General features: G+C 69.9%; 18 protein-coding genes. 8 read left to right on the plus strand and 10 right to left on the minus strand.

Annotated elements, in window-relative coordinates; genetic code table 11:
- Nucleotide 1: 1 nt before the first annotated feature.
- From fabF to WMF31_RS25010, 6 genes are read right to left on the minus strand one after another with little or no spacing between them, the layout of a single operon-like run.
- Entirely contained in the window at nucleotides 2-1,249 is a 1,248-nt protein-coding gene (gene fabF, locus WMF31_RS24985) for a beta-ketoacyl-ACP synthase II (protein ID WP_436604347.1), read from the minus strand.
- Between the two features lie 13 nt (nucleotides 1,250-1,262).
- Nucleotides 1,263-1,517 (minus strand): acyl carrier protein, encoded by a 255-nt coding sequence (gene acpP, locus WMF31_RS24990; protein WP_436604348.1) that lies wholly within the window; start codon nucleotides 1,515-1,517, stop codon nucleotides 1,263-1,265.
- A 42-nt stretch (nucleotides 1,518-1,559) separates the two neighbouring features.
- Nucleotides 1,560-2,786: a thiolase family protein gene (locus tag WMF31_RS24995; protein ID WP_436606595.1), complete on the minus strand. Its 1,227-nt coding sequence runs from the start codon at nucleotides 2,784-2,786 to the stop codon at nucleotides 1,560-1,562.
- 8 nt (nucleotides 2,787-2,794) lie between these two features.
- Complete coding sequence (locus tag WMF31_RS25000; protein ID WP_436604349.1) at nucleotides 2,795-3,394, minus strand: Phenylacetic acid catabolic protein; 600 nt, start codon at nucleotides 3,392-3,394, stop codon at nucleotides 2,795-2,797.
- Nucleotides 3,395-3,425: 31 nt separating this feature from the next.
- A complete protein-coding gene (locus WMF31_RS25005; RefSeq protein ID WP_436604350.1) occupies nucleotides 3,426-4,559 on the minus strand; it encodes a radical SAM protein in 1,134 nt (377 codons plus the stop codon).
- A 15-nt stretch (nucleotides 4,560-4,574) separates the two neighbouring features.
- The gene (locus WMF31_RS25010) at nucleotides 4,575-5,333 is read right to left on the minus strand and encodes a Phenylacetic acid catabolic protein (RefSeq protein ID WP_436604351.1); all 759 of its coding nucleotides are present in this window, start codon (nucleotides 5,331-5,333) and stop codon (nucleotides 4,575-4,577) included.
- Between the two features lie 478 nt (nucleotides 5,334-5,811).
- On the opposite strand from WMF31_RS25010, the gene WMF31_RS25015 reads away from it, so the two are divergent.
- Entirely contained in the window at nucleotides 5,812-5,976 is a 165-nt protein-coding gene (locus WMF31_RS25015; RefSeq protein WP_436604352.1) for a hypothetical protein, read from the plus strand.
- A 522-nt stretch (nucleotides 5,977-6,498) separates the two neighbouring features.
- Nucleotides 6,499-7,569, plus strand: a complete 1,071-nt coding sequence (locus tag WMF31_RS25020; RefSeq protein ID WP_436604353.1) for a branched-chain amino acid aminotransferase — start codon at nucleotides 6,499-6,501, stop codon at nucleotides 7,567-7,569.
- A gap of 368 nt (nucleotides 7,570-7,937) precedes the next feature.
- Here WMF31_RS25020 and WMF31_RS25025 read toward each other — a convergent pair whose 3' ends face one another.
- Nucleotides 7,938-9,287: a glycoside hydrolase family 30 protein gene (locus tag WMF31_RS25025; RefSeq protein WP_436604354.1), complete on the minus strand. Its 1,350-nt coding sequence runs from the start codon at nucleotides 9,285-9,287 to the stop codon at nucleotides 7,938-7,940.
- Between the two features lie 911 nt (nucleotides 9,288-10,198).
- Between WMF31_RS25025 and tssI the strand changes: the two genes are divergently transcribed.
- Nucleotides 10,199-13,108: a type VI secretion system tip protein TssI/VgrG gene (tssI, locus tag WMF31_RS25030; protein ID WP_436604355.1), complete on the plus strand. Its 2,910-nt coding sequence runs from the start codon at nucleotides 10,199-10,201 to the stop codon at nucleotides 13,106-13,108.
- A gap of 19 nt (nucleotides 13,109-13,127) precedes the next feature.
- Here tssI and WMF31_RS25035 read toward each other — a convergent pair whose 3' ends face one another.
- Nucleotides 13,128-14,897: a hypothetical protein gene (locus WMF31_RS25035; RefSeq protein WP_436604356.1), complete on the minus strand. Its 1,770-nt coding sequence runs from the start codon at nucleotides 14,895-14,897 to the stop codon at nucleotides 13,128-13,130.
- Between the two features lie 139 nt (nucleotides 14,898-15,036).
- Here WMF31_RS25035 and WMF31_RS25040 point away from each other — a divergent pair, with 139 nt between their 5' ends.
- The 3 genes from WMF31_RS25040 to WMF31_RS25050 are packed head-to-tail and all read left to right on the plus strand — an operon-like array spanning nucleotide 15,037 to nucleotide 18,279.
- On the plus strand, nucleotides 15,037-16,971 hold the full coding sequence (locus WMF31_RS25040; RefSeq protein WP_436604357.1) for a pentapeptide repeat-containing protein: 1,935 nt from the start codon (nucleotides 15,037-15,039) through the stop codon (nucleotides 16,969-16,971).
- A gap of 2 nt (nucleotides 16,972-16,973) precedes the next feature.
- Nucleotides 16,974-17,846 carry a DUF3540 domain-containing protein gene (locus tag WMF31_RS25045; protein ID WP_436604358.1) on the plus strand — a complete coding sequence of 291 codons (873 nt, stop codon included), beginning with the start codon at nucleotides 16,974-16,976 and terminating at the stop codon, nucleotides 17,844-17,846.
- Nucleotides 17,847-17,868: 22 nt separating this feature from the next.
- A complete protein-coding gene (locus tag WMF31_RS25050; RefSeq protein WP_436604359.1) occupies nucleotides 17,869-18,279 on the plus strand; it encodes a PAAR-like domain-containing protein in 411 nt (136 codons plus the stop codon).
- A 123-nt stretch (nucleotides 18,280-18,402) separates the two neighbouring features.
- Here the strand turns inward: WMF31_RS25050 and WMF31_RS25055 are convergent, their stop codons facing one another.
- Nucleotides 18,403-19,785, minus strand: a complete 1,383-nt coding sequence (locus WMF31_RS25055) for an endo-1,4-beta-xylanase (RefSeq protein ID WP_436604360.1) — start codon at nucleotides 19,783-19,785, stop codon at nucleotides 18,403-18,405.
- A gap of 302 nt (nucleotides 19,786-20,087) precedes the next feature.
- Between WMF31_RS25055 and WMF31_RS25060 the strand changes: the two genes are divergently transcribed.
- Nucleotides 20,088-21,317: a styrene monooxygenase/indole monooxygenase family protein gene (locus WMF31_RS25060; protein WP_436604361.1), complete on the plus strand. Its 1,230-nt coding sequence runs from the start codon at nucleotides 20,088-20,090 to the stop codon at nucleotides 21,315-21,317.
- A 118-nt stretch (nucleotides 21,318-21,435) separates the two neighbouring features.
- On the opposite strand, the gene WMF31_RS25065 is transcribed toward WMF31_RS25060, so the two are convergent.
- Complete coding sequence (locus WMF31_RS25065) at nucleotides 21,436-23,442, minus strand: sodium-translocating pyrophosphatase (RefSeq protein ID WP_436606596.1); 2,007 nt, start codon at nucleotides 23,440-23,442, stop codon at nucleotides 21,436-21,438.
- Nucleotides 23,443-23,996: 554 nt separating this feature from the next.
- Here WMF31_RS25065 and WMF31_RS25070 point away from each other — a divergent pair.
- On the plus strand, nucleotides 23,997-24,629 hold the full coding sequence (locus WMF31_RS25070; RefSeq protein WP_436604362.1) for a LysE family translocator: 633 nt from the start codon (nucleotides 23,997-23,999) through the stop codon (nucleotides 24,627-24,629).
- Nucleotides 24,630-24,957 lie beyond the last annotated feature (328 nt).

Raw genomic sequence — 24,957 nt, forward strand, 5'->3', positions numbered from 1 at the left:
CTCATCCCTCGAACGAGCGGAACAGGAGGCTCGCGTTGTGGCCGCCGAAGCCGAAGGAGTTCGACAGCGCGAGGCGCACCTCGCGGTCGCGCGCCTCGTTCGCCACGTAGTCGAGATCGCACTCGGGATCTGGATCGCGCAGGTTGATCGTCGGGTGGACCTTGCCCTCCATGATCGTCTTCACGCAGACGATCGCCTCCACGGCCCCTGCGGCCCCGAGGAGATGGCCGATCATCGACTTGGTCGACGAGATCCAGAGCTTCCTCGAGGTGGCGTGCTCGCCGAAGAGCGCCTTGAGCGCCGCTGTCTCGACCTTGTCGCCGATCGGCGTCGCGGTGCCGTGCGCGTTCACATAGTCGACGTCCTCCGGGTTGACCTTTGCGCGCTCGAGCGCCGCCTGCATGGCGCGCCTGCCGCCGTCTCCGTTCTCGTCCGGCGAGGTCATATGGTGCGCGTCGTCGGTGAGCCCGTAGCCGGCGAGCTCGGCGAGGATCGGGGCGCCGCGCCTGCGCGCGTGCTCGAGCTCCTCCAGCACGAGGATGCCCGCCCCCTCGCCCATCACGAATCCATCGCGACCGCGATCGAACGGACGGCTGGCCTCCTCGGGGCTATCGTTCCTCGTGCTGAGCGCGTTCGCCGCGCAGAAGCCGGCGACCAGGAGCGGCGTGATCCCGGACTCCGTGCCGCCCGCCAGCATCACGTCCGCGTCGCCGCGCAGGATGACGTGCGCCGCCTCTCCGATCGCGTGCGTCCCCGTCGCGCAGGCGGTCGAGAGGTGGACGTTCGGGCCCTTGAGCCCGTAGTGGATCGCGAGGTGCCCCGGGGCGAGGTTGCCGAGGAACATGGGGATCAAGAAGGGGCTGATCGCGCGTGGGCCCCGCTCGAGCAAGACGCGCTGCTGCGCCTCGATCACCTGGAGGCCGCCGACGCCGGTGCCGACCACCGCGCCGGCGCGCTCGCGATCGCAGGCGGCGAGATCCAGCCCGCTGCTCTTGATGGCCATGTCCGCGGCGCCGATCGCGAACCGGACGAAGACGTCCATGTGCTTCGCCGTCTTGCGGGACGGGACGTACTGCGCCACGTCGAACCCGCGGACCTCGCCCGCGATCTGCGCCTGGTGATTCTTCGCATCGAAGCGCGTGATGCGCGAGATCCCCGACTGCCCCTCCAGGAGCCTTTGAAATGTGGTGTCCGCATCGTTGCCGAGCGGAGACACGCACCCGATCCCCGTGACCACCACGCGACGCATCGGAATCGTCACCTCACGCCGTCTTTCCGGGAGCCCCTGACGCCCTCGCCTCGATGTACTCGATCGCGCTGCGCGGAGAGCGGATCTGCGCTGCGTGCTCGGGGGGCACGCGGATGTTGAACGTTTGCTCGAACGCGATCACGAGCTCGGAGAGATCGAGGGAATCGGCGCCCATGTCCTGCACGAACAAGGCGTCCGGGTTGAGCTCCTCGACGTCCTTTTCGAGGTGCTCGGCGATGATCTGCATCACTTGATCGGCTGTCGACATTACACTGCTCTCCAATCGGTCACTCAGACCAATAGTACTTCCTCACGACGAGGATTCGATGAGCGCCGCCGTCCCGATCCCCCCGCCGACGCACATCGCGACGACCGCCCGACGCCCCCCTCGCCGCCGCAGCTCGCGCGCCGCGTGGCCGACGAGCCGCGAGCCCGTCATTCCGAACGGATGACCGACGCTGATCGCCCCGCCGTTCACGTTGACCCGCGCCTCGTCCAGCTCGAGCGCGCGCATGCAGCAGAGGATCTGCGCGGCGAACACCTCGTTGATCTCGAAGAGGTCGACGTCGCGGACCGAGAGCCCGCGCGCGGCGAGGAGCTTCGATGTCGCGCGCGCGGCGCCGACGGCCATCAGCTCGGGCTCGCAGCCGACGGTGGCGTAGCCCGCGAAGAAGCCGCGGATCTCCAGCCCGTCGCGCCGGGCGACCTCCTCGTCCGCGAGGAGAGTGCACGACGCGCCATCGGCGGCCGGAGCCGCGTTGCCCGCCGTCACCGAGCCGTCGGGGCGAAACGCCGGTTGAAGGGTCGCGAGGACCTCGGGCGTCGTGTCCGGCCGGGTGCAATCGTCCCGATCGACCACGACGCGCTCGACAGGCCCGCCCGGCTGCTCGGCGACGTCGACGGCCAGCGGGGCGATCTCGTCGTCGAACAAGCCGGCCCTCTGCGCGCTCAGCGTGCGCATCTGGCTGCGCCAGGCGTAGCCGTCCTGCTCCTCCCGCGTGATCCGCTCGCGCTGCGCGATGACCTCGGCCGTCTCGCCCATCGAGCGGAAAGCCCGCTTCCAGAAGGGGATGGTCGGGACCTCACAGCTCATGTTGAGGTACGTGCCGGGCGACCTCTCGCGTATCGCCGGGTTGAAGATGTTCGACGCGTTCACGGACTTCATCGTCATCGAGATCGACTCGGCCCCTCCCGCGACGACGACCTGCGCTTGCCCGCTCGCGATCGAGCTCGCCGCGTGAGCTACCGCGTCGAGGCCCGACGCGCAGTACCGGCTGATCGTCAACCCGGCGACGCCCAGGCCGAGCCGCGAGAGCACGGCCGCATTCCGCCCGAGGTTCATCCCCTGGGGCCCCTCCGGGAACGCACAGCCGATCACGCAGTCGTCGACGCGCGCCGGGTCGAGCCGCGGATTGCGCGCGAGCAGCGCGTCGATGCAGTGGGCCGCCATGTCGTCCGGACGCGCGGCCTGGAGGCGGCCCTGAAAGGCCCTCGAGATGCCCGTCCTCACGCCGTCGATGATCGCCACGCGCGCCATCGCGCCTGTCACTCCGGGACCGCGAGCCCCAGCGCGCCGAGCTCGTCGCGCATCGCATCGGCGAACGCCTGCCGCGGCCCGCCCTCCTCGATCGCCGCGAGCGCCACAGGCCATATGCGCCTCACGGCGTGCTGTGCCTGTGCCCGGCCCTCCTCGACGCCGCACGCCTTGCGCAGGAGCTCGAGCCCGTGCGCGGCGTGGCGCTCCTCACGCGCGACCGCGGAGCCGGCCATCTTCGCGATCGGCGCGCAGGTGGACCGCGCCAGCTCCCTGAGCTGCGCGAGCAGCGCTCGCTCGAAGACCGCCGAGAAGGCCGCGCGCTCCGGCCAGCTCGCCGTCGTCTCCAGGACGTCGGCGCCATACAGCCCCCGCTCGGAGATCGGCCGATCGACCACGCTCCCGAGGTCGACGCCGAGGCCGCGCAGCACCTCCGCGGCCGAGATGTAGTGCTCCATGTCCTCCGCGCCGTGGACGCAGCAGACCATCTTCTCGTCCGCGTCCCTGATCATCGGATAGAACGCCTTGGCGTACCGATCGGCGCACGTGGCCGCCGCCGCCGCGTACAATGAAAGCTGCTGGATCTGAGTCGATTGCGCTTGCGTACTCATCGCTTTTTTGGGGGGTGTACCGGGCGGGGGCTCAGACTGCGTTCGAGACGAGGGGGAGCGCGCGCCGCGGCTGCGCCAGCGTGCTCTGCGCATCGTACGGCGCCCAGCAGAACTGCTTCCAGTAGCTCTCGCTGATCTCGATCCAGGTCTTCAGGTGCCCGCCGCTCTCGCGGAAGCGATCGAGGCTGACGAGGATCCAGCTCAGCACGGCCTGGCTGTCGCGGCAGTCTCCGCAGTGCCCCGAGGTGCAACAGAAGTTGACCGTGCTGCAGTCGGCCGCCCAGGCGTTGAAGCGCGGGAGGACCGGGTTGCCGTTGGCCAGCCGCTCCGCGTGCGCCGGGTGATCCACGCTGAGGCTCGGGCACACGTCGTAGCCGAAGGTCCCCCAGTGCGACTCGCCGGTGACGATGGCGCGGATGAAATACGGGTGGCTGAGGAGCGTGTCCGGGTACAGCGCCTTCACGCGCAGGGCCTCTTCGACGAGGCGCGGCGCGTTCTCCATCCGCAGCGGCTCGTCGCGGTTGTACTTGCTGTAGAAATTGAGGCTTACTCGGTTGCCGTTCTCATGGATACGGCGGACCGTATCCTCGATGTGCTCGATGCCGTCCTCGGTGATCGCATACACGAAGCACGCACGGCGGTCACCCTCGTAGTTGCGGAGCGCCGTGTCGAAGAGGCCCGTGAACCTCTGGCCGCCGGGCTTGATGGCGCGGAGCTTGTCGTCCAGCTGTCCGCCGCCGAAGAGCGAGATCTGCACGGCCACGTTCTCGAAGCCATGGACCGGGAGACGTCGCAGTCCGTTGGTGGAGATCGTGACGTAGTCCATCACCTCGACGAACGCGGCGACCCGCTCCGGGATGAGGGTTGGCTCGCCGCCGATGATGATCGCGTAGGTGATCCCGCGCTCGCGCTCCCGTTTCGCGAACTCCCTCACGTCATCGACAGACTTGAGCTCCCTCGTGCCCTTGTCGAAGTCATGCTCGAAGAACCAGCAGCCCTCGCAGCGAATGTTGCACGCGTTCGTGAGCAGATACTCTGACGAGCGTACCTTGCGCGAGAGGGCGGTGACCTTCCTGAACCGCTCCAGATAATCGACATCACCGCCGAGCAGGCTCAGGATGGCGCGCTCCGCTGTCTTGTAGGGCCGATGTGTACTCGGTTCCATCTGCGCTCTCCGAACCTACAGGAAGCGACGGTTGGCCGAGTGATCCGGGACGTCCAGCCCGAGCTGCTGGAGCTTGGGGACCATCGCCTCGATGAAGCGGTTGCGCGCCTCCTCGTTCGTGTACTTGCGGAGCCGCCACTTGACGTACAGCCGCGACCGCTTCGACTCGCTGCGGCCGAAGACGTCGAGCGACACGGGCCACCAGCGGAGCAGCGCGCGCTGCGCCTGCTGCGTTCCCTCGTGGGTCTGGCAGAGGTCGCGGATGATGCGGAACCCGTGCGCGACATGCACCCGCTCCTCCTTGATCACCCCCGGGCACATGTCCGCGATCGGCTTGTAGCTGCTCTCCGCCATCTCCTTCAGGATCTCGAGAACGGCGGCCTCGCCGAGCATCGAGAAGAACCCGCGCTCGGGCCAGTTGTCGATCCGCTTCACGGCTTCGGTCGCGTAGAGGCTGCGATCCTGGAGCGGGATGTCCATCATGAAGCTCGCATCCTTGCCGATGTCGGCGAGGACCTTCGCCCCTTTGCGATAGTGATCGACCTCCTCCCCGCCGCGCTCGCAGCACACCTTCTTCTCGTAGGGGTCGTCCGTCATGGGATAGAAGAGCTCAAGGTAGTCGTCCGCGCCGGAGAGCTCCCCCTCCGTGTGCGCCATCATCTGATGGACGACGAGATCCTTGTACTCCTCGGGCATCCGCTCGAACTGTTCGGGGCCTTCGACCCACCGCGCGTTCCCTGATTCAACCTGCTCGGCGAGAATTCTGTCGTGCATTGTCTCGGTCTTCGCGTGGATTGACAGCAACCTAAGGAGCGTACGCATGATTTCATTCATACGTACAATCCACATTCTTCGAGCCTCTACCACGATAGATTTTGCATGTCAAGGCGATTCTACCTCGTTCGCCGCACTGCCTGACGACGCCCGGAGTGAGCTTGGGTACCCTCTGTGGCTCCTCATTCTCTCTGCGCGGGCATCAGGACGTCCATCGCGGCCAAATGGTCGACGCACGATCGCTGCAGCAATGTTTCCGAATTGTTAACAAACGTGAACTCGCGGTCGGGAGCGTCGCCGAACCAGGGCGCAGGCGGTGCCCGCCGGTGCCCTCGAGGCGGCCGCAGACCGGAGAGCGCGCCCGCAGCAAGAATTCGACGCTCACCTGGCGACCGCTCCATCGTCCCGTCCCGTGGCGGGGAGCGACGGCAGGCGGCCTCGGGGATCCACCTGCCTCCATGCTCGCCACCGTCCCTCGATGAATAATGAGCTCGCGACACGCGCGCTCGCGTCTCCAGATGCGCCTGGCGAGGTCTCGAGCGCGCAGAACGATCGGGCGGGCGACGTCGCGGTGCTCGACAAGGATGTCCTCATGGCCGCCAACATCACCTCGGCCACCGGCCAACCACCCGCGCTGAGATGAGGGGAATGGGCCTCTCACGCGCCCCTGCTATGTTGCAGTGACGCGGCCGGTATCCTGGGGATATGAGGCGATCCATCCAGCCCCCCCGCGCCGCGGTATGGCGCTCATGCTGGCGGCCACACCCGCCCGCCGCCCACACCCGCCCGCCGGACGCGTCATGACGCTGGAGGTGTGATCCAGGACCACCCCGCGCGGCGCGCCCGGAGCAGCTGCCGCAGCGCGGCGCGCGCGGCGCATCACCACGGCCGGCCGCTCGGGGCGCCGGCCGCTCGGCGGAGGTCGCGCGCTCGCCGCGCGCAGCGCTCCAGCGCGCATGGCCGCGCCTGCCGGAGGGCCGCGCACGCTCAACCGGGATTGCGCACGCTCGAGGTGTGGGCGCATAATGGGCAGCGGTGGATCCAGGCTGCTACGACGTCCAGGCCGTCGGCGCGCCCGCTTCCTCCACGCTTGCCGGACACCTGTTCACATGTACAGCATTTCATATTTCCTAACCCGCCACGCACACAGTGAAGGAACTCTGCGATGAACATCACAGTCCGTAAAACTGAGCAGCGCCGGGCAATGCCCGAGGGCACGCTCGGGTTTGGCCGCCATTTCACCGATCATATGTTCATCATGGATTTCGATCGTCAACGTGGCTGGCACGATCAGCGTATTGTCCCGTACGGTCCGCTCTCCCTCGATCCGGCGGCCGCGGTGTTCCATTACGCTCAGGAGGCCTTCGAGGGCCTGAAGGCATGGCGCACGGACAACGGTCGCATCCACCTGTTCCGGCCGGACAGGCACTGCCGTCGCCTGCTGGCGACGACGGAGCGCCTGTGCATCCCCCCGGTCGACGCGGACCTGCTGATGAACGCGCTGCTGAAGTTCGTCAGCATCGAGCGCGACTGGGTCCCCTCGGCGCCCAGCGCGTCGCTGTATATTCGTCCCGCGATCATCGCGACCGAGCCGTTCCTCGGCGTGAGACCGGCCGACACGTACTTGTTCTACATCATCGCCTGCCCCGTCGGCGCGTACTACGCCGAAGGCTTCGAGCCGGTGCGAATCTGGATCGAGGATGAGTACGTGCGCGCCGCCGTCGGCGGCCTGGGCGCGGCCAAGACCGGGGCCAACTACATCGCGAGCCTCTATGCCTCGGAGAGGGCCAAGAAGAACGGCTACTCGCAGGTGCTCTGGCTGGACGCCAAGGAGCATCGGTATTTCGAGGAGGTCGGGACGATGAACCTCTTCGTGCGGATCCGCGACACGCTCATCACGCCTCCGCTCGAAGGGAGCATCCTGGCCGGCGTGACGCGCGAGTCGATCATCACGCTCCTCAAGGAGTGGGGCGTCCAGGTCGAGGAGCGGCGGATCGCGCTCGAGGAGGTAGTGGCCGCGCACGGTCGGGGGGAGCTGGCCGAGGTGTTCGGGTGCGGGACGGGAGCCATCATCTCGCCGGTGGGAGAGCTGGGCTGGAGAGGCGGGCGCATGAGCATCAACGACGGGCGCGCGGGGGAGATGGCCAAAAAGATCTTCGAGACGATCACGGCCATCCAGCGCGGCCACATGCCTGACAAGCACGGCTGGCTCGTCGAGGTTCCGGACGAGGCATAGGCGACGACGTCGACGCCACATGGCCGGATCCAGACGCCCAGGGGGCCGCGGAGCTCAGAATGAGCGCTGCGCCTACGCGCCCCGCTCCGCGGGGCGCGCTGGCCGAGCCACCACCGCTCTCGCCTCCCCCCGCCGCCGTCGCGCCTCCGCTCGAAACCGGGCTGCCCCCCACCCCGCCGCTTCCCGTTCCACCGGCGGCATCGGCTCCGCCGCTGCCGCTCACCGGCGCCGCGCCGCCGGAGGCCGCGTCCGCTACCGCGGGGCCACCCCCGGCGCAGCCCGCGAGCGTCCCGCACAGCGCGCCGATGCACAGACTCGCAAACCTGAGGGTTCGATGCTCGATCATGAACGTCGCTCCAAAGGAGAAGTCAGGGCATCGGGATGACGAAGGTGGTGATGGAATAGGCCGGGATCGTGACCACCAGGCGATAGTCCTCGATCGCCATGTCGGGGAGCCGCACGAGGTCCTCCGTGCGCGAGGTGCGGTGCCCCTCCGCCGCGAGGCCGACCGTGGGGAGCCGGGTGAGATCGAGCGTGTAGCCGCGGCTCGCGTTGCGATCGCCGTTGCGGACCACGAGCGTGAGATAGCTCCCGTCGGCGCTGACCGCGGCCACCATGTCCTCGCTGTCGACCTCGACGAACGTCGCGCCGGGCCGGATGTAGCGGCTGAAGCCGGCATGCATGTAAAAGCGCTTGATGGGAGCGTAGGACTGCTCGCGGTCATCCAGCGTGAAGCTCGCCCAGCTTCGCGACGGATCGCCCGACTGCCAGTCCACCCAGGCCTCCGGCTTCAGCTCACGCAGATCCTTGATGATGCGCTCCGCCATGAACAGCGCCGCGTCCGTGTCGTCGCTGATGCTCTGCCCGAGCGGCCCCGACTCCGATTGCCAGAGCCGCTTGCCGAGCTCGTCCGCCAGCCGCCGGAGCTCCTTGCGCTCGCTGCCGGCGTAGGAGTGGACGTTGATCTGCTGGAAGGCGGCGAGCGTCGCCGGGCCGAAGGCGTCGATGTTCCGGAGGGCATCATCCATGCTGTTCTCGTCCGACGCGCTGACCACCGTTCCGTCGAGGCCCTTGCTGGCGAGCTGTCCGGCCACCTCCTGGATGATCTTCTCCTGACTCGCCCGGTCGAAGTGGCAGCCTTCCTGGGAGCCGTTCGATTTCCACCAGTTGGCCTGAGGCTCGTTCAGCGGCTCCAGCGTGCGAAAGACGATCCCGTGCTCATCCCTGTAGTGACGGACGACCTCCGTGAGGTAGTGGGCAAAGTCGTCGTAGTATTCGGCCTTGAGGTTGTCCCCGCCGTCTCGGCTGCCCGAGGCGCAACCGCTGTGCGTCATCCAGTAGGGGGGAGAGTTGGAGAACGCCTCGAAGATCAGCGCCGTCCCGCGCTCTGCGATGCGCAACAGGATGGCGCGCTGATTGGCGTCGCTCTCCCACGTGAAGGCCCCGTCGGCGCGCTGGAACCCCGGCATCTCGCGATGCTGCTTCATGTGCTCGTGGGACGGGTTCTCCCCGCCGCCGATGTTGTAGCGGAAGATATTGTAGCCGAGGCCATTCACCGGATCGACGACCGCCTCGACCACGGCATTGCGCCTGGCTTCCTCCCATCCGCCCACGTGATGGGCCCACCAGCACAGGCTCGTGCCCCAGCCCTCGAACGACTGGTGCCGCACGCTCGTGTCGATCCTGACGAGCGCCGTGCCCGGAGCGGCGGTCACCATGGGGCGAGGCTCGCTCGGCGAGCCCCCGCTCCCGCCCTGCGCGCCGCCGGTGCTCGCCCCTGTGCTGCCTCCCGCGCCCACCGCCCCTACCCCGCCGGCTCCCGGCGGCGCCCCTCCCGAGCCCCCCGCCCCTCCCCCTGCCCCGCCTCCCCCTGCTCCGGTCGAGAGCGCGCCGCCGCTTCCACCGCTCGATACGGCCCCGTCCGAGGGAGCTGCCGCGTCACGGCCGCAGCCCGAGACGAGGACCACGGCGATCGCGATGATGGCCGAGGTCCTCGAGGTCCCGGTCCTCGGGGGCCGCCCCCGAGCGCCGGCGCCTCCCGGTCGAGCCACGGTGAGGGGGCGAGGGGCCTCGCCGGCCCCGCGATCTTCCGCCCAGGCGCTCCGCTTGCTGCTCCACTGGCGCATGCGTGAGGGATTGTCAGAGAGACCGTGTCTTGTCGCCATGCAGACCTGTGCTCCTTGAGATCGCGAGTGAGCAGCGCACCGCACGCCGTCGCTGATACACCAGATCCCCTAGATATTCCCGCGACATCGGCGTTTGATCACACCAGCGCGCGGCCGCTGCACTATCACCCAGGCACACAATTCCCATACAACCACACTCGGCAACAATGAACAGCATGCACACAAGGAGGCGTGTCCTTCGCATTCCACCCTACCTGATGAAATCCAAGGGACCCACCGGAGCGCTTCCGGCCGGACTCCAAGGATTCCATCGGGAGTTCTCGCGAACTCAACGGAAGCCGAGACTCGACCGCACGGACGGGCGACGGCGGTCGCTCCGCGCTGCGGGCCTTCGCAGAGCACCTCGTGGGCGGGCGAGCTCGCCCGGCTCGGCCTCCGGAAAATTCGTTGAACCACGCCGCGCACCTGGGCGATGATGGCGTCTTCTCACCCGAGGGACGCCCATGAAAGACATTCTGTCTGCTCGCCTGGAGTCACGCGCCTTCCCCGCCGACGCGGTCGCGCTGTACGAGCTCGAAGGGCGCGAGGTCATCTCGCAGCTCTTCGAGTTCCAGCTCCACGTCGTGTGCAAGAGCCCTGAAGGCCTCCACGAGGAGGCGCTCCTCGCCGAGCCCGCCGCGCTCGTGTTTTACCGGGGCGACCGCGAGGTGCGGCGGCTCTTCGGGGTCGTCTCCGTCGTGCGCGACGCGCTCCACACCGAGACGCTGCACATGGCCTACACGCTCACCTTCGTGCCGCGCGCCTTCCGGATGACGCTCACCGAGACGTCGGAGATCTTCATGGACCTCTCGGTCCCGGAGATCCTCAAGAAGAAGCTCGAGCGCGCGGGGCTCCACGAGGGCGACGACTTCGAGCTGCGCCTCGTCGCGCCGTATCCGCCCCGCGAGTACGTGGTGCAGTACAGGGAGACGGATCTCCAATTCGCCTCGCGCCTCTCCGAGCACCTCGGCATCTCCTTCTTCTTCGAGCACCGGGACGGCCGCGACGTCATCGTCTTCTCCGACGCCAACAGCGGCTTTCAGCCGATCGAGGGCGGCGGGCGCGCGCAGTTCTACCCCCGGGGCGAGCAGATGGGCGTCCACCGGCTGGAGGGCACGACCCGCACGATCCCGGGCCGCTACGTGGTCAAGGACTACAACTACCGGACGCCGCACGTGCCCTTGATGGCCGCCGCGACGGTCTCGGGCGCGGCCGGCGGCGATATCGTCGAGTACGGCGCGCACTTCAAGACGCCCGACGAGGGCGAGCGGATCGCGGTCATCCGGGCCGAGGAGCTGCGCGCGGGGCGCAAGGTCTTCGAGGGGGCGAGCGACGTGCAGACCCTCGGCGCCGGGGCGCGGTTCATGCTGGAGGGGCACCCGCGCGGCGATGTCGAGCTGCTGCTCGTCGAGGTGCGCCACCGGCTGCAGCAGGCGACGCTCAGCACGGGCCGGGGCGAGGAGCACGCCTATACCAACGAGTTCCGGGCGATCCCGTTCGCGACGACCTACCGGCCGCCGCGCGTCACGCCCAAGCCCCGGGTGCACGGGGCCATCACGGGGGTCATCGACGCGGCCGCCAAGGGCCAGTATGCGGAGGTCGATGAGGCGGGCCGCTACCGCGTGCGCTTCCTGTTCGACACGAGCAGCGCCGCGGACGGCAAGGCCTCGCGGCTCGTCCGCATGGCCCAGCCGCACGCCGGGGCGGGTTACGGGTTCCACTTCCCGCTCCGGAGCGGCGTGGAGGTCATCCTCACGTGCATCGACGGCGATCCGGACCGGCCGATCATCACCGGGGCGGTCCCGAACCCGCACACGCCGAGCACGGTCGACGCGAAGAACTCCCGGCGAAATGTCATCCGGACCGGCGGGAACAACGAGATCAACCTCGACGACACCGAGGGCGAGGAGCGCATCAAGCTGTCCACGCCGTTCGGGGGAGCGTCGTTCCAGCTCGGCTCACCGAACACGCCCGAGGCCGGGGCGGCGATCACGACGAGCGAGGCCTACACCGCGGTGGCGAACGCAGGCGTGAGCACGCTCACGTCCGTGAGCACGGTCGTGTCCGAGGTCGCTTCCATCTTGACTTCCGCGAACATCGTCAATCATGCCGGAGCCTCGAGCATCATGGATGCGCTCAAGGGCGAAAAATTGCACAAGCTAATGGACGGCGTGCTGGGGGTGGCCAAGGGCGTTGTCGACACCACCACGAAATGGCATGCCAAGGAGCACGCCAAGCTCGAAGAGGAAGCCGTGAAAGCGCAGGCGCGCGTCGACGCGATCGAGCGCGAGGTGACCAATCGGTGGCAGACGCTCAGCTTCATGACGAACCCTCCAGGTCAAGACCCGAACGGCGCGCGCCGGCCGATGACACGCGAGGAGTGGCTCGCCAACTCCCCCACAGACGTCGAGAGAATCGCAAAAGCGACCGAGGCAGCAAAGGGCGCGAGGGAGCTGGCCAACTCGTACAAAAGGCTCAACACGGAGAGCGACGACGCGATCGGCTGGAGAAAGGCCGGCAATGTGGTTGAAAGGCTCAAGGCTGCAAATACCGGCGTGAAAGGCACACGCGATCTCATCAGCTCCAGAGCAAAGATCGCGCAGCGGAGCATCGATCATGCCCGCGTCGCGGCCGCCAAAGGGATGGCTCTCCTGGCCGACGCTTTCGCCACAGCGGGCCGGATCCCATCCCCTGTACCCGCGCCAGGGAGCCCCATCAACCTGAACTCGGCCACAGCCACCTCCGCCATCACCGGGACCGTAAGCGCCTTCGTGTGCGGCGGGGCCAACGCGACCATGTCATCGAATGGCCAGGCCGTCGTTGCAGGTGGAGCCGCCGCCGTGCTCAAGGCCGGCGGCTCTGTGGAGATCGCAGGCAGGCGCAGCGCTCTGGTGACCTCCGACCAGCTCGTGGACCTCCTGTCGCTCGGAAGCATGAAGCTGAAGAGCGGCCAGCTGGTGAGCATCGAAAGCGGCAACGTGGTGGACATCGAGTCGGGCACGCGACTCGAGATGAGAGCTGGGGGCTCGCTCGAGATGAGAGCCACGGGTCCGTTCCTTGCCAGGTCCGATGGGACCGTCAACATCAAGTCCAAGGGAGCCATGGAGATCAAGAGCGCGGGCAAGCTCGTGGCAGAAGGCAGCACCGCGATCGTGAAAGCGGGTCAGTGGAGCCTGAACGCAGAAGCCGGCGCCATCACTGTCGGAAACGAAGAGAGCCGGCTGGCGGTCTCAGGGAGCCAGGCGCGCCTCGTCAAGGGTGGCTCGATGTGCAACGTGAATAGCAGCAGCGTCGAGCTGCTGGCTGGCTCGTCGAAGATCACCGTCGGCAAGGGCGCTGTAAAGCTCCGCGGACGTCGGATCGATCTCGGGTGATGCTGGACGCCCAGCGCGATCAGTAGCACGTCCCTTGCAGAGAAAGCACCACAAAGAACACAATCCCGAAGATCCATGCGATAAGATTGGCCCGGCGCTCTCTGGCCTTTTCCTGCCTCTCCATCTCACCGCATATTCGCTGCAAATTCTCAAGCTCAGCCTGCGCCCGCACTTTTACCATCTCCATGCCGATCTCCACGCGCTGCTGTACGACCTCGTCGACGGTCGGCTTCTTCGGCCTGGGCTCCTTCTCGCTCGCGAACACCAGCCTGCCTCCGTGCCCGAGCTTCCACGCGAGCCCCTTCTCACCGAACAGCCAGAACGACCCATCAGGGCACACGGCAACACGCATCTTCTCGTGGGGGAGGGCGTCGCGCTCCGCGACCAGGATCGCGCCCTGCCCGCCCGCAGCGCTGACCCGCACGAGCCGATCCCTGCGAAGGACGAGGGCATTCCCCTGGAGATCGGCGCCGATCAAGCCCTCCCCTCGATCCGCGGATCTGGCGTCGAGATCCTCGCAGTACACCTTCCTCCCGCTCGCGTCGAAGCGAGCGAGCTTGTCCGAGTCCAGCAGATAGAGCGAGCCGTCTGGACCGCAGTAGATGCCCGTGAGCATGGACGGGACGTTCACCGGACAGTCCGCGAGCGAGCTCAGCCCCCAGGCGTATCCATCGCCAGCGTCGCCCCGCGGATCGCGGTGGGCCCACACGGGCCTCTCCGTCCCGTCCGGTGCTATCCTCCTGAGCTTGCCGTCCTTCTCGAGCAGCAGCGAGCCATCACGGTCGCAGGTCAGGTGGCCTGGCTCCAGCCGAGCGATCTCGATGCTCGGCATGACAGCGCCGGCGTTCTCGACGGGCGTGCCCGTCCCCGAGGAGAGCCAGAGCGGCGGTGAGCCGGCGGCGGCGCCGATCACGAGGAGCCTGTCCTTCAGGCAGCACAGCAAGCGCGCCGGCTCCGCTCGATCTCGCTGGAGCCAGCGGATGTTCAGCGAGGGGTCCATGGACCACAGGACGTGGTCGATCTTCTCCTGCAGTCTGCCATGTTCATCGTGATACCAGCGCGATTGCGTGGCCGCGCAGTACAGATTCCCTTCCGCATCGACGACAGCCACCGGCATCCCATCCCAGTCGAACAGGCCGGCAGAGACGGCCTGCGCGGCGGGGGCGCTCGCGGTCACCGATGGATGAAAACAGAGATACCAGTGCGCCACCACGCGCCGCTGGCCCCGGTACACGAACTCATCCGGGACGTGCACGCTCGCGTTGCAGAAGCGGCACGTGCACGCCCGGCTCACGCCATCGAACGCGATCGGCGAGCCGCATTGTGGACACGGGAACGTCGCCGCCTCGGCCGGTGGCGGAGCGGCTCCTGCGAGCCGGTCCGGCTCCTCGCCGACGAGGTGCGTGACGTTCGGGAGCGCTCCTGCCAGCTCCGCGGGCACCGCCCGGACCCACGTCTGCACGGCGCACCGCTCGCACCGGAGCATTGCTTGTTCCCGGACCTCCTGGATCCTCTCGACGGGGATCTCCTTGTCGCAGCCCTGGCAACGCGGCCCGCGCCGCGTGTACGCCGCAGAGAGCTTGCCAGCCGAGCTACGACGCACCTCGTTCGCGAGCAACCTGGGGCCGTTGTAGAGCGGGTCACGGAGCAGCGCCTTCCAGAGATCGTCGCCCAGCCCCGTCGACCTGCCGCAGCTCGGACAGCGCGCCTCGCGCGCCAGCGTGTTGACCGGCATCGGCATCCGGCAGGCGCCGCACGCCGTCTCCACCTTCACCGCGACGCTGATCATGGCTCCCCTCGCCTCCTCCCGCTCTCCGGCTCTCCCGTCCCCCGCCGGCGCGCCGCTCCTCGCGGCCCGCCGAGCACACGCCAGCACGCACGCTACCTCAGTGACACGCGCCGCGCGATGCCCTAGCCTCCTCGCGATCATGAGCACCGCGAGCCACGGCGGATCCCGCACGACGGCGGCAGATCTCCTGCGACGGAGCAAGCTCGGTCAGCTCGCCGGCAGCCACCTCTCGGGCGTGGCCGCGCCGGGCGTCGATCTCCGCGGCGCCGATCTCTCGAACGTCCTCTTTCGCGACGCCGACCTCTCCGGCGCGAAGCTCGCCGGCGCCACGCTCTCCGGCGCCATCTTCCGCAACGTGAACCTCGAAGGCGCCGATCTCACCGACGCCGACCTCTCGGGCGCCGATCTCAGCGGCCCTCCCGGCGAGGCCTGCCGCCTCGCCGGCGCCGACCTGCGCGACGCGATCCTGACCGCCGCGACCCTCGCCGGCGTCGACCTCGCCCGCGCCAAGCTCTCCGGCGCGCTCCTCGAGCGGGCCGATCTCCGCCGCGCCACCCTCCGCAAGGCCGAGCTCCTCGACGCCGTCCTCTCCCGCGCCCTCCTCCAGGGCTGCGACGCCCAGGGCGCCCGCCTCGACCGCGCGGCCGTCGACGGCGCCGACCTCTCCGGCGCAGACCTCACCGGCGCCTCGCTCCGCGACGTCGATCTCCGCGCCGCCGCCACGACAGGCCTCCTCCTCGGCGGCGCCGATCTCCTGCGGGCGCGCGCCTCGGGGCTCGACCTCTCCGCGTCGGGCCCCCCGGCCTCCCTCGCGGGCGCCGAGCTCGAGGCCTCGCGCCTCGGCGCGGCCGACCTCCGCCGCACCGCCCTCGAGGGCGCGCGCCTCGTCGGGTGCGAGCTCGCCCGCGCCGACCTCGCCGGCTCCACCTGCGACGGCCTCGTCCTCGACGGCTCGTCGCTCCGGGGCGCCCGGCTCAAGGGCACGCGCGCCCGCGGCGCGTCGCTCCGGGGCGTCGATCTCGGCGGCGCATCGCTCGACGGCGCGGATCTCCGGAACGCAGACCTCGCCGGCGCCACGCTCGATGGCGCCTCGCTCGGGGGCGCGAGGCTCGAGGGGTGCTCGCTCGAGGGCGTGCGCCTCGCCGGCGTCGACCTCCGCGGCCTCGACCTCGCGGGCGTGTCCCTCGGCAAGGCGGTGTTCAGCTCGGTCTCGTGGGCCGGATTGCGCCTCGCCGGCGCCGACCTCGCCGGCGCCGATCTCCGGGACGCGGACCTCTCGGGCGCCGACCTCTCGGACGCCGACCTGTCCGGCGCTTGCCTCGCCGGCGCGGCGCTCGGCGGCGCGACCTTCCGCGGCGCGCAGCTCGCGGACGTCGACCTCACGAACGCGGACCTCTCGGGCGCCGACCTCTCCGAGGCCTCCCTGTCCACCGCCTCGATCACCGGCGCGGATCTCCGCCGGGCCCGGCTGTTCGCCGCGGACCTCTCCGGCGCCGACCTGCGCACCCTGCAGCTCGCGGGCGCGGTGATCGAGCAATCCCTCCTCTGCGACGCGCGCGGCGAGGGCGTCGACCTCCGCGGCTGCGAGCTCACGAACGCCACGCTGTCCGGCGCCGACCTCCGCGGCGCGAACCTCGGCGCGGTGAAGGCCGCTCAGGTCAACCTGGAGGGCGCCGACCTGTCCGGCGCGACGCTCGCGGGCCTGAAGGCCCCCGCGGCGAACCTGAAGCGGGCGATCCTCGACGGCGCCGACCTCTCGCGCGCCGATCTCTCCGACGCGGCGCTCGACGGGGCGCTCTTGCGCCGCGCCGACCTGCGCGACGCGCGGCTCGGCGCGGCCAGGCTCCCCGGCGCGGATCTGCGGGAGGCGTGGCTGGCCGGGGCCGACCTCTCCCTCGCCGACCTCTCGCACGCGCGCCTCGAGCGCGCGGACCTCACCGGCGCGCGCCTCGAGGGGGCCGATCTCCACCGCGCGCAGCGCGACGGCGCCGAGCTGCGCGGCGCGCGGACCCAGGGCGCGAAAGACACCGACCCGGACCGCGCGCGCGCCGAGGACTTCCGGACGGAGACCTGAGGATGGGAAACGAAGCCGCCGCCCTGCAGCACGAGCCCGCCCGCGCGGGCGTGATCGAGGCCACCGTGGTGGACGCCGGGGACGGCGCGCGCGCCGTCGTGCGCGTCGTGCGGCCCGGCGCCCCCGGCGTCGAGGGCGCCGCGGCCAGCGCGCGGATCGCCGTGCCCGGATACCGGAGCACGACCGGCGACCGGGTGCTCGTCGCCGCGCACGCGACCGGCTCGGAGCTCTACATCGTGGGCGTCTTGCTCGCGGCGCGGGGGCCCGTGCTGCAGACGGCCGAGGGCGCCACGGCGTCGCTCGAGGGGAGCACGATCGCGATCCGGGACGGCGAGGGCGCCCTCGCCGTGACCTACGACGCGGCGACCGGCGCGGCGCGCGTCGCCGCGCCCGCGGGGGACCTGACGCTCGCGGCGCCGCGGGGGAAGGTCGTCGTGGACGCGGCCACGGACGTCGAGCTCCGCGCGCGGCGCGACGTGCGGCACCGCGCGGCGCGGCGCGTGGCGAGCGAGGCCGGCGAGGGCGGCGAGCCGGGCCTCGTCGTCGAGCGGGCGGCGGTGCGCGTGGCCGCGCCGGCGGTCGACGTCACCGCGGACCGGGCCTCGCTCCACGCCACCGAGGCGACCGTGCTCGCCGAGCGGATCGCGACGACCGCCGCCCAGATCGCCGCCACCGCCGGCCGGATGGAGATCCAGGCCGAGCGGCTGATCGAGCGGGCCAGGGACGTCTACCGCGAGGTCGACGGGCTGCTCCAGATCCGGGCGGGGCGCGCCCGCTCCCTGATCCGCGAGGCTTACCAGCTCGTCAGCGAGCGGACCCGGCTGGTCTCGAAGAAGGAAACCTCCATCGACGGCGAGCGCGTGCTGCTCGGCTGAGCCGGGGCGGAGGACACACGACATGGGATTGCCCGCAGCATCGAAGGCCGGCGGAACCTGCTTTGCCATGCCGGACGTGTGCAAGGTGCCCGCGCCACCGGCGCCCCCCGTGCCCACGCCGTTCCCGAACGTAGGCAGCCTGAGCGGCTGCGAGTCGGTCGTCTCCAAGGTGCTGATCCAGAAGAAGGAGACCGTGACCGAGGCGTCGAAGATGCCGAGCAGCAAGGGGGACGAGGCCGGGACGCTCGGCGGGATGATCTCGAACGTGAACCGCGGCCAGGTGGCCTTCAAGCGCGCGAGCTCGAAGGTCTACGCCAAGGGGAAGAAGATCGTGGTCCACACGGCGATCTCGGCCCACAACGGCGCCAACGCGAACATGCCTGTCGGCGCGCACGTCGCGCCGTCGCAGATGAAGGTGTTCGTCGCCCCCTGAGGCGGCGTCGGAACGGGTCGAGCAGGCGGGGGACGCGTCGGGGCCGCGGAGCGCGAACCAGCCGGCAGCGCCCCCGCCCGGTCACCCCGCGTCAGGCCGGGGCGCGCGGCCCACCATGACCGCTCAGAAATCCATCACGGCGTCGAACGCCGGCTTCGGCCTGTGGTCGACGTCGAAGAGCAGGGGGAAGTCCTTGCGCCCCGAGCTGAACTCGGACAGCCAGGTGTTGTCGTCCGCGATGCCCCAGAAGGTGACGCCCGTGATCGCGGAGCCGTACTTCCGGAACAGCTCGAAGAACTCCCGGTAGCGCGCGGCTTGCTTGGCCTTCAGGTCGTCGGTGAAGGTCGCGGTCGTGTAGAACGTGCTCGGGTTGTACGTCACGCCGGGGATGTACAGCGAGATGTCGAGCTCCGTGACCTGCACCTCCAGGCCGAGCGACGAATAGAGCTTGATCGCCTCTTCCAGGTTGGCCACGTGCTGGTGATACGCCTGGTTCGTGGTCACCGTGGAGGGCTCGATGTTGAAGTGCGCTTGCAGCCCGACGCCGTGGACCGGCACGCCCTGATCGAGCAAGCCCTTGAGCATGTTGTAGATGCCCTGCTGCTTGGCAGGGATGTAGTTGTAGAAGTCGTTGTAGAACAGCTTGGCGTCCGGATCGGCCTCGTGCGCGTACTTGAACGCCTCCGCGATGTAGCTCTCGCCGAGGATCTCGTACCAGCGGCTGTTCTGGCCGTCCGGCAGGTTGCCCCCGCGGTACGAGCCGTCCTCCATGATGGCCTCGTTCACGACGTCCCACGCGTAGATCTTGCCCTTGAAGTGGCGCACCACGTTGCTGATGTGGTTCTTCATGCGCGAGAGCAAGACCTGCTTCGACACGGCGCCGCCGCCGCTCGAGAACAGCCAGGAGGGGTTCTGGCTGTGCCAGACCAGGGCGTGTCCGCGGACCTTCATGTTGTTCGCGACCGCGAAATTCACGATGCGATCCGCCGCGTCGTAGGAGAAGTTGCCTTCAGTCCTCTGCAGCGACTCGAATTTCATCTCGTTCTCGGCGGTCACGCTGTTGAAGTGCGCCTTCAGCAGCGCGGCGTGCGTCGTGTACGACTGCGAATCCACCGCTGCCCCGATCGGAAAGCAATTCGCATACCTCTCCGCCAGGTTCTGGGAGTCGCCATTCGGCGTGCAGCCCGTGTCCGCGCCGCCTGTCCCCTCACCCCCCGTGCCTCCGGAGGTGGCGTCGTCCGTGCCACCGCTCCCGCCCGCGTTCGTCTGATTACCGCCGCCCGCCGCGCTGTCTCCAGCGCCGCTGCCGCCCGTGCCCCCGCTCGGATCCGCGGCGCCTGCGCCGCCCTGCGCCGCCGATCCGCCCGCCGCGTCGCCGCCTGCATCCCCCCCGGCGCTCGTCGAGGATCCTCCCGTTTGAACCGTGCTCTCCGTGCCGCTGGCGGCGGCGTCCGGCCCCGAGGTCGACGAGGTGCAAGACCAGAGCAGGCCGGTGAGCAACCCCATCGAAACAAGATTCTTGCGCATTGGTGCGATGCCTCGAGCGCGCACCTTACCCGAGATCGTGGCCGCCGGGCGAGCGCGGCCTTCCTCGTTCTGGCCGAACAGCGAGCGCACGAGGCAGCCAGGTGCAGTGACCCGCGCGCTCCGCGCAGCGATGTGGTCCTCTGGAAGAGGGCCGCCGCGCGAGGGGCCCTCGCCGCCGCGATCCGCTCCTGCGGAGTCGCCGCGGTCGGGGGCGCCGAGATCCCGGCGGACCTCGCCGTGAAGCTCGCATCGAACCGGTGAGAGGGACAAGGAGGACAAGGATGCCCACCATTGCAATCGTCGGCGCCGGCATGGCCGGCCTGCACCTCGCGCTGCACCTCCAGAAGGAGGGACTCGACGTGAGCCTCTATGTGGAGCGCACGCCCGACGAGATCCGGGCCGGGCGCCTGCCCAGCACCGTCGCGCTCTCCGCACCGACCCGGGCGCGCCAGCGGGCGCTCGGCGTCGCGCACTGGGAGCGGCCCGAGCACGCCACCCGCACCGTCCGGCTGCGCGTGGCGGCCGAGCCGCCGTTCGGCTTCGTCAGCCACCTCCAGGACTCGATGCTCTTCATCGACATGCGCGTCTACCTGCCGCGGCTGCTCGAGGACTTCGCCGCGCGGGGCGGCCGCGTGGTGAAGGCCTCGCTCGATCCGGCCGCCCTCCGCGACCTCGCCGCGGGGCACGACCTCGTGGTCGTCGCCACGGGCCGGGCGGGCCTCTCCGACCTCTTCCCGACGGTCCCCGAGCGCAGCCCGCACGCCGCGCCCCTGCGGCGGCTCTTCGCGGGCATCGTCCGCGGGCTCCGCATGCCCGATCGGCTGGAGTTCATGTTCCAGGTCTCCCCGGGGCACGGCGAGCTCTTCGAGAACCAGTACCTCACCCTCGGCGGGGTCATGCCCGCCCTGCTCATCGAGGCGATTCCCGGCGGCGCGCTCGATCCGCTCACGCGGATGCGCTACGAGGACGATCCGGCGCGGTTCGACGCGGCGCTGCTCGAGGCGGTGCTCGCGCACGCGCCGCTCACGGCCGAGCGCGTCGATCGGGCGAGCTTCGGCGTGGCCGGCCCGCGCGACCACGTGATCGGCGCCGTGAGGCCGGTGGTGCGGCGCGCGTACGCGGCCCTCGGCGGCGGCAGGTTCGCGCTCGCGCTGGGCGATCTCCACATCACCCACGATCCGATCACGGGCCAGGGCGCGAACATGGCCACGCTGGCGGCGTGGCTCGCCGCCGAGCGGATCGCCGGGCAGGCGGCCGCCGGCGCCGCGTTCGACGAGGCGTTCTGCGCGGACCTGGAGGACCGCCTCTGGGAGGCGCTCCGGCCGGCCACGGAGTGGACGAACGCCTCCCTCCTGCCGCCGCCGGATCACGCGCTGGCGCTCCTCGCCGCGGCCTCGCGCAGCCAGTCGCTGGCCGACGCGTTCGCCACGAACTTCGCGTACCCGGATCGTCAGTGGGCGATCCTCTCGTCGCCCGAGGCGACGGCCAGCTTCATCGCGAGCCACGCCTGACGAAAGGGACCTCGGCGCCCCCTCCCGGCGCGCCGCGCCCCCGCGACGCGCGAGGCCCACAAAACGACGACGCGGCCGGTAAGGGCCGCGTCCTCGGTCGTCGCGACGACGTGTCCGCTCAGGCGATGAGCGGGGCGATGAGGAGCGACACGACGCCCATCACCTTGATGAGGATCGAGATACCGGGGCCCGACGTGTCCTTGAAGGGGTCGCCGACGGTGTCGCCGACGACGGCGGCCTTGTGGGCGTCGGAGCCCTTCGCGTGGCCGGCGAGGCCGCCCTTCTCGATGTGCTTCTTGGCGTTGTCCCAGGCGCCTCCGCCGTTCGCCATCATCAGCGAGAGCACCGCGCCGACGACGAGCGCGCCGGCCAGCGTGCCCGCGAGGACCTCGGGGCCGGCCAGGAAGCCGACCAGGACCGGCGCGAGCACCGCGATGGCGCCGGGCGCGATCATCTCGCGGATGGCCGCCGTCGTGGCGATGTCGACGATGACCTTCGGCTGCGGGTCGACGCCCGGCTTGCCCTCGAGCAGGCCGGGGATCTCGCGGAATTGACGGCGGATCTCCTCGACGATCGAGCCGGCCGCGCGGCCGACGGCGGTCATCGTGAGCGCGCCGACGAGGCAGGGCAGCAGGGCGCCGAAGAGGAGGCCCATGAGGACCTTCGCGTCGGTGAGGTAGAGGACGAGCTCCGGCAGGCCCTTCGCGCGGCGGACCGCGTCGACCTCCATGTTGAAGGCGGCGAACAGCGCGACGACGGTGAGCACCGCCGAGCCGATCGCGAAGCCCTTGCCGACGGCCGCGGTGGTGTTGCCGACCGCGTCGAGCTCGTCGGTGATCTCGCGGACCTCCTTGCCGAGGCCGGCCATCTCGGAGATGCCGCCGCCGTTGTCGGCGATGGGGCCGTAGGCGTCGACGGTCATGACGATCGCGGTGCCCGCGAGCATGCCGACCGCGGCGAGCGCGATGCCGTAGAGGCCGAGGTAGTGGTTCGAGATCCAGCCCACCGCGCAGAGGACCAGGAGCGGGATCGCGACGCTCTCGAGGCCGACCGCGAGGCCGCGGATGACGTTGGTGCCGGGGCCGGTGAGCGAGCTCTGGGCCACCTTGTGGATGGGGCCCATCGACGTGTAGTAGTCGGTCACGAGGCCGACGATGGCGCCGCCCGCCGCGCCGGCCGCGAGGGTGACGACGGCGCCGAAGCTGTAGCCGAGCTGCGGGAGGACGGCCGCCGCCGCGAGCACGACCAGGAACGGCGGGAGGATGAGCGCGAGGCGCAGCACCCGGGCCGGCGGCAGGTTCTTGAGCGCGCGCGTGATGAAGATGCCGACGACCGAGACCGCGAGGCCGATCGTCGCGAGGAGCAGCGGCAGCGACACGGCCATCGCGCGGAGCTCCGTCTCGCCCATCGAGGGGGCGAGCTGCTGCAGCGTGGCGATCGGCATCGTGAGGCCGAGCGCGATCGCGGCGACGACCGCGGCCACGTAGCTCTCGTAGATGTCGGCGCCCATGCCCGCGATGTCGCCGACGTTGTCGCCTACGTTGTCGGCGATGACGCCCGGGTTGCGGGGGTCGTCCTCGGGGATGTTCGCCTCGACCTTGCCGACGATGTCGGCGCCGACGTCGGCGGCCTTCGTGTAGATGCCGCCGCCGATGCGGGCGAAGAGCGCGATCGAGCTCGCCCCGACGGCGAACGAGTGGACGATCGTGGCGAGGTGCTCGTCGTTGCGGAACAGGGCGTAGATGCCGCCGAGGCCGATGAGGCCGAGCCCCGCGACGCAGAGGCCCATGACGGCGCCGCCGTCGAGCGCGGTGACGAGCGCGGTGGGCTTGCCGTGCGCGCGCGCGGCCTCGGCCGTGCGGACGTTGGCGTACGTCGCGGCCTTCATGCCGAAGAAGCCGGCGATGAGCGACAGGAACGCGCCGGCGGCGAAGGCGCCCGCGGCGAGGAGCCCGAGCGTCGCGGCCAGGAGCGCGAAGACGACGACGGCGTAGATGGCGAGCACCTTGTACTCGCGCGCGAGGAAGGCCATCGCCCCCTCGCGGACGTAGCGCGCGATGCGCGCCATCGTCTCGTTGCCCTCGGGGGCCTTCTTGACGCGCACGTAGAAGACGCGCGCGACCATGAGCGCGACGGCGCCCGTTGCGATCGACTGATACGACAATGCATCCACGGGTGATGGTCCTCTCGCTCGCCCCCGGCCGGAGCGAGCGCCGGCTCATTCGTCCGTTCGCGACGGCGGATCAAGTGGGAAATCGCCGTGCCCCGGTTCCCGGGGGTCGCCCTGGGCGAAACGGGGTGGGAGGAAAGGCAAACACCTCGGTGACGTCAAGCCCCAAACGGCGGGATCTGCCCCGGGTTGGCAGCACAGTGTTCCATTGAATTCACCTCCACTGAAAAGTAACACCGTCAACAATTTGCCCGTGCATCGGAGGGGCTTCCTTCCCTCCACAGCCTGCGGGTGGCGCGGCGCACAGGCCGGCCAGGAGGGCGGAGAGGAGAACCCTTCTGGAGTCGTCACCGTTCGTCAGACGAACCTGAGGGGCGACGTCCGAGCCCGCTCGCTTCTGCCCGACGGCGGGTCTGTGATATTCCCCCGGACAGACCCATCACCAGGCCTGAAGGCGAGCTGTGGTGCCACGCCGCCTGCGAGCCGCCCTCGGACGACACCGATTCCTCATGACCCCGACCCTCCTTGCCTTCTGCGGCGCCGCGCTGGTGCTGGCCATGATCCCGGGGCCGAGCACCGCCGTCATCGTGCGGCAGGCGCTGCGCGGCGGGCGCCGCGCGGCGCTCGCGACCATCGCCGCGAACGAGGTCGGCCTCCTGTTCTGGGCCCTCGTGGCGGCGCTCGGCGCCACGGCGCTCGTCGAGGCCTCCGAGGTCGCCTACGACGCGCTCCGCCTCGCCGGCGCGGCGGTCCTCGTCGTGCTCGGCGTCCAGTCGATCCTGGGGCGGCCTCGGGCCGGCGGCGGCGAGCTGGGGTCGGGCGCCCGGGAGCCCGCCGCCGGCGGCGGGTGGAGCGCCTTCCGCGTCGGCCTGCTCACCATCCTGGCGAACCCCAAGGCGGCCGTGTTCGCAGCCTCCTTCCTGCCGCAGTTCGTGCCGACCGGTGCGCCGGCGCTGCCGGTGCTGCTGGTCCTCGCGCTGGCGTGGGTCGCCGTGGACACCGCCTGGTACCTGGCGCTCGTCCTGCTCCTCGGCCGGCTCCAGGCGGCCATGGCCGGCGGTCGCGCGCGCCGGACGCTCGAGGCGATCTCCGGCGTGGTCCTCGTGGCGCTCGGCGCGCGGATGGTCCTGGAGCGGCCCTAGCTCACCGGACAGGTTGAAACTCGTACAAATTCAAAAGGTTGTGACCCCCGGCGGATCCGTCGCGGAGCGTGACCGTGAACGTGAACGTCTCATCATCCGTCACATCTCGCTCAAGCCCTCGAAATGATTGGACTTTGCCCTCAGGGCAAATACGAGTAATTTCGCGAGGTTAGGCGAGATGTGATGGATGCTCAGACGTCCACGTTTACGTTCACGTTGGTGACCGATGAGGGGGCAGCGGTTCGGGCTTCGGGCCCTGAGCGCGACCGGACGAGCTTGGTTAACGGTCAACACCAATGCTCAGGGGGGTCGGCAATCATCATCAGGG

The organism is Sorangium sp. So ce1036 (assembly GCF_051369805.1).
In the GTDB taxonomy this organism is placed as follows: Bacteria; Myxococcota_A; Polyangia; order Polyangiales; family Polyangiaceae; genus Sorangium; species Sorangium cellulosum_F.

What these genes read in the sequence shown, in the direction of transcription:
- WMF31_RS25040 (WP_436604357.1), top strand. Translation starts at nt 15,037, where the DNA reads ATGAGCACCGCGAGCCACGGCGGATCCCGCACGACGGCGGCAGATCTC.
- fabF (WP_436604347.1), bottom strand. Translation starts at nt 1,249, where the DNA reads ATGCGTCGCGTGGTGGTCACGGGGATCGGGTGCGTGTCTCCGCTCGGC.
- WMF31_RS25060 (WP_436604361.1), top strand. Translation starts at nt 20,088, where the DNA reads ATGCCCACCATTGCAATCGTCGGCGCCGGCATGGCCGGCCTGCACCTC.
- WMF31_RS25000 (WP_436604349.1), bottom strand. Translation starts at nt 3,394, where the DNA reads ATGAGTACGCAAGCGCAATCGACTCAGATCCAGCAGCTTTCATTGTAC.
- WMF31_RS25015 (WP_436604352.1), top strand. Translation starts at nt 5,812, where the DNA reads ATGAATAATGAGCTCGCGACACGCGCGCTCGCGTCTCCAGATGCGCCT.
- WMF31_RS25010 (WP_436604351.1), bottom strand. Translation starts at nt 5,333, where the DNA reads ATGCACGACAGAATTCTCGCCGAGCAGGTTGAATCAGGGAACGCGCGG.
- WMF31_RS25005 (WP_436604350.1), bottom strand. Translation starts at nt 4,559, where the DNA reads ATGGAACCGAGTACACATCGGCCCTACAAGACAGCGGAGCGCGCCATC.
- acpP (WP_436604348.1), bottom strand. Translation starts at nt 1,517, where the DNA reads ATGTCGACAGCCGATCAAGTGATGCAGATCATCGCCGAGCACCTCGAA.
- WMF31_RS25020 (WP_436604353.1), top strand. Translation starts at nt 6,499, where the DNA reads ATGAACATCACAGTCCGTAAAACTGAGCAGCGCCGGGCAATGCCCGAG.
- WMF31_RS25025 (WP_436604354.1), bottom strand. Translation starts at nt 9,287, where the DNA reads ATGGTGACCGCCGCTCCGGGCACGGCGCTCGTCAGGATCGACACGAGC.
- WMF31_RS25045 (WP_436604358.1), top strand. Translation starts at nt 16,974, where the DNA reads ATGGGAAACGAAGCCGCCGCCCTGCAGCACGAGCCCGCCCGCGCGGGC.
- WMF31_RS25065 (WP_436606596.1), bottom strand. Translation starts at nt 23,442, where the DNA reads ATGGTCGCGCGCGTCTTCTACGTGCGCGTCAAGAAGGCCCCCGAGGGC.
- WMF31_RS25070 (WP_436604362.1), top strand. Translation starts at nt 23,997, where the DNA reads ATGACCCCGACCCTCCTTGCCTTCTGCGGCGCCGCGCTGGTGCTGGCC.
- WMF31_RS25055 (WP_436604360.1), bottom strand. Translation starts at nt 19,785, where the DNA reads ATGGGGTTGCTCACCGGCCTGCTCTGGTCTTGCACCTCGTCGACCTCG.
- WMF31_RS24995 (WP_436606595.1), bottom strand. Translation starts at nt 2,786, where the DNA reads ATGGCGCGCGTGGCGATCATCGACGGCGTGAGGACGGGCATCTCGAGG.
- WMF31_RS25050 (WP_436604359.1), top strand. Translation starts at nt 17,869, where the DNA reads ATGGGATTGCCCGCAGCATCGAAGGCCGGCGGAACCTGCTTTGCCATG.
- tssI (WP_436604355.1), top strand. Translation starts at nt 10,199, where the DNA reads ATGAAAGACATTCTGTCTGCTCGCCTGGAGTCACGCGCCTTCCCCGCC.
- WMF31_RS25035 (WP_436604356.1), bottom strand. Translation starts at nt 14,897, where the DNA reads ATGATCAGCGTCGCGGTGAAGGTGGAGACGGCGTGCGGCGCCTGCCGG.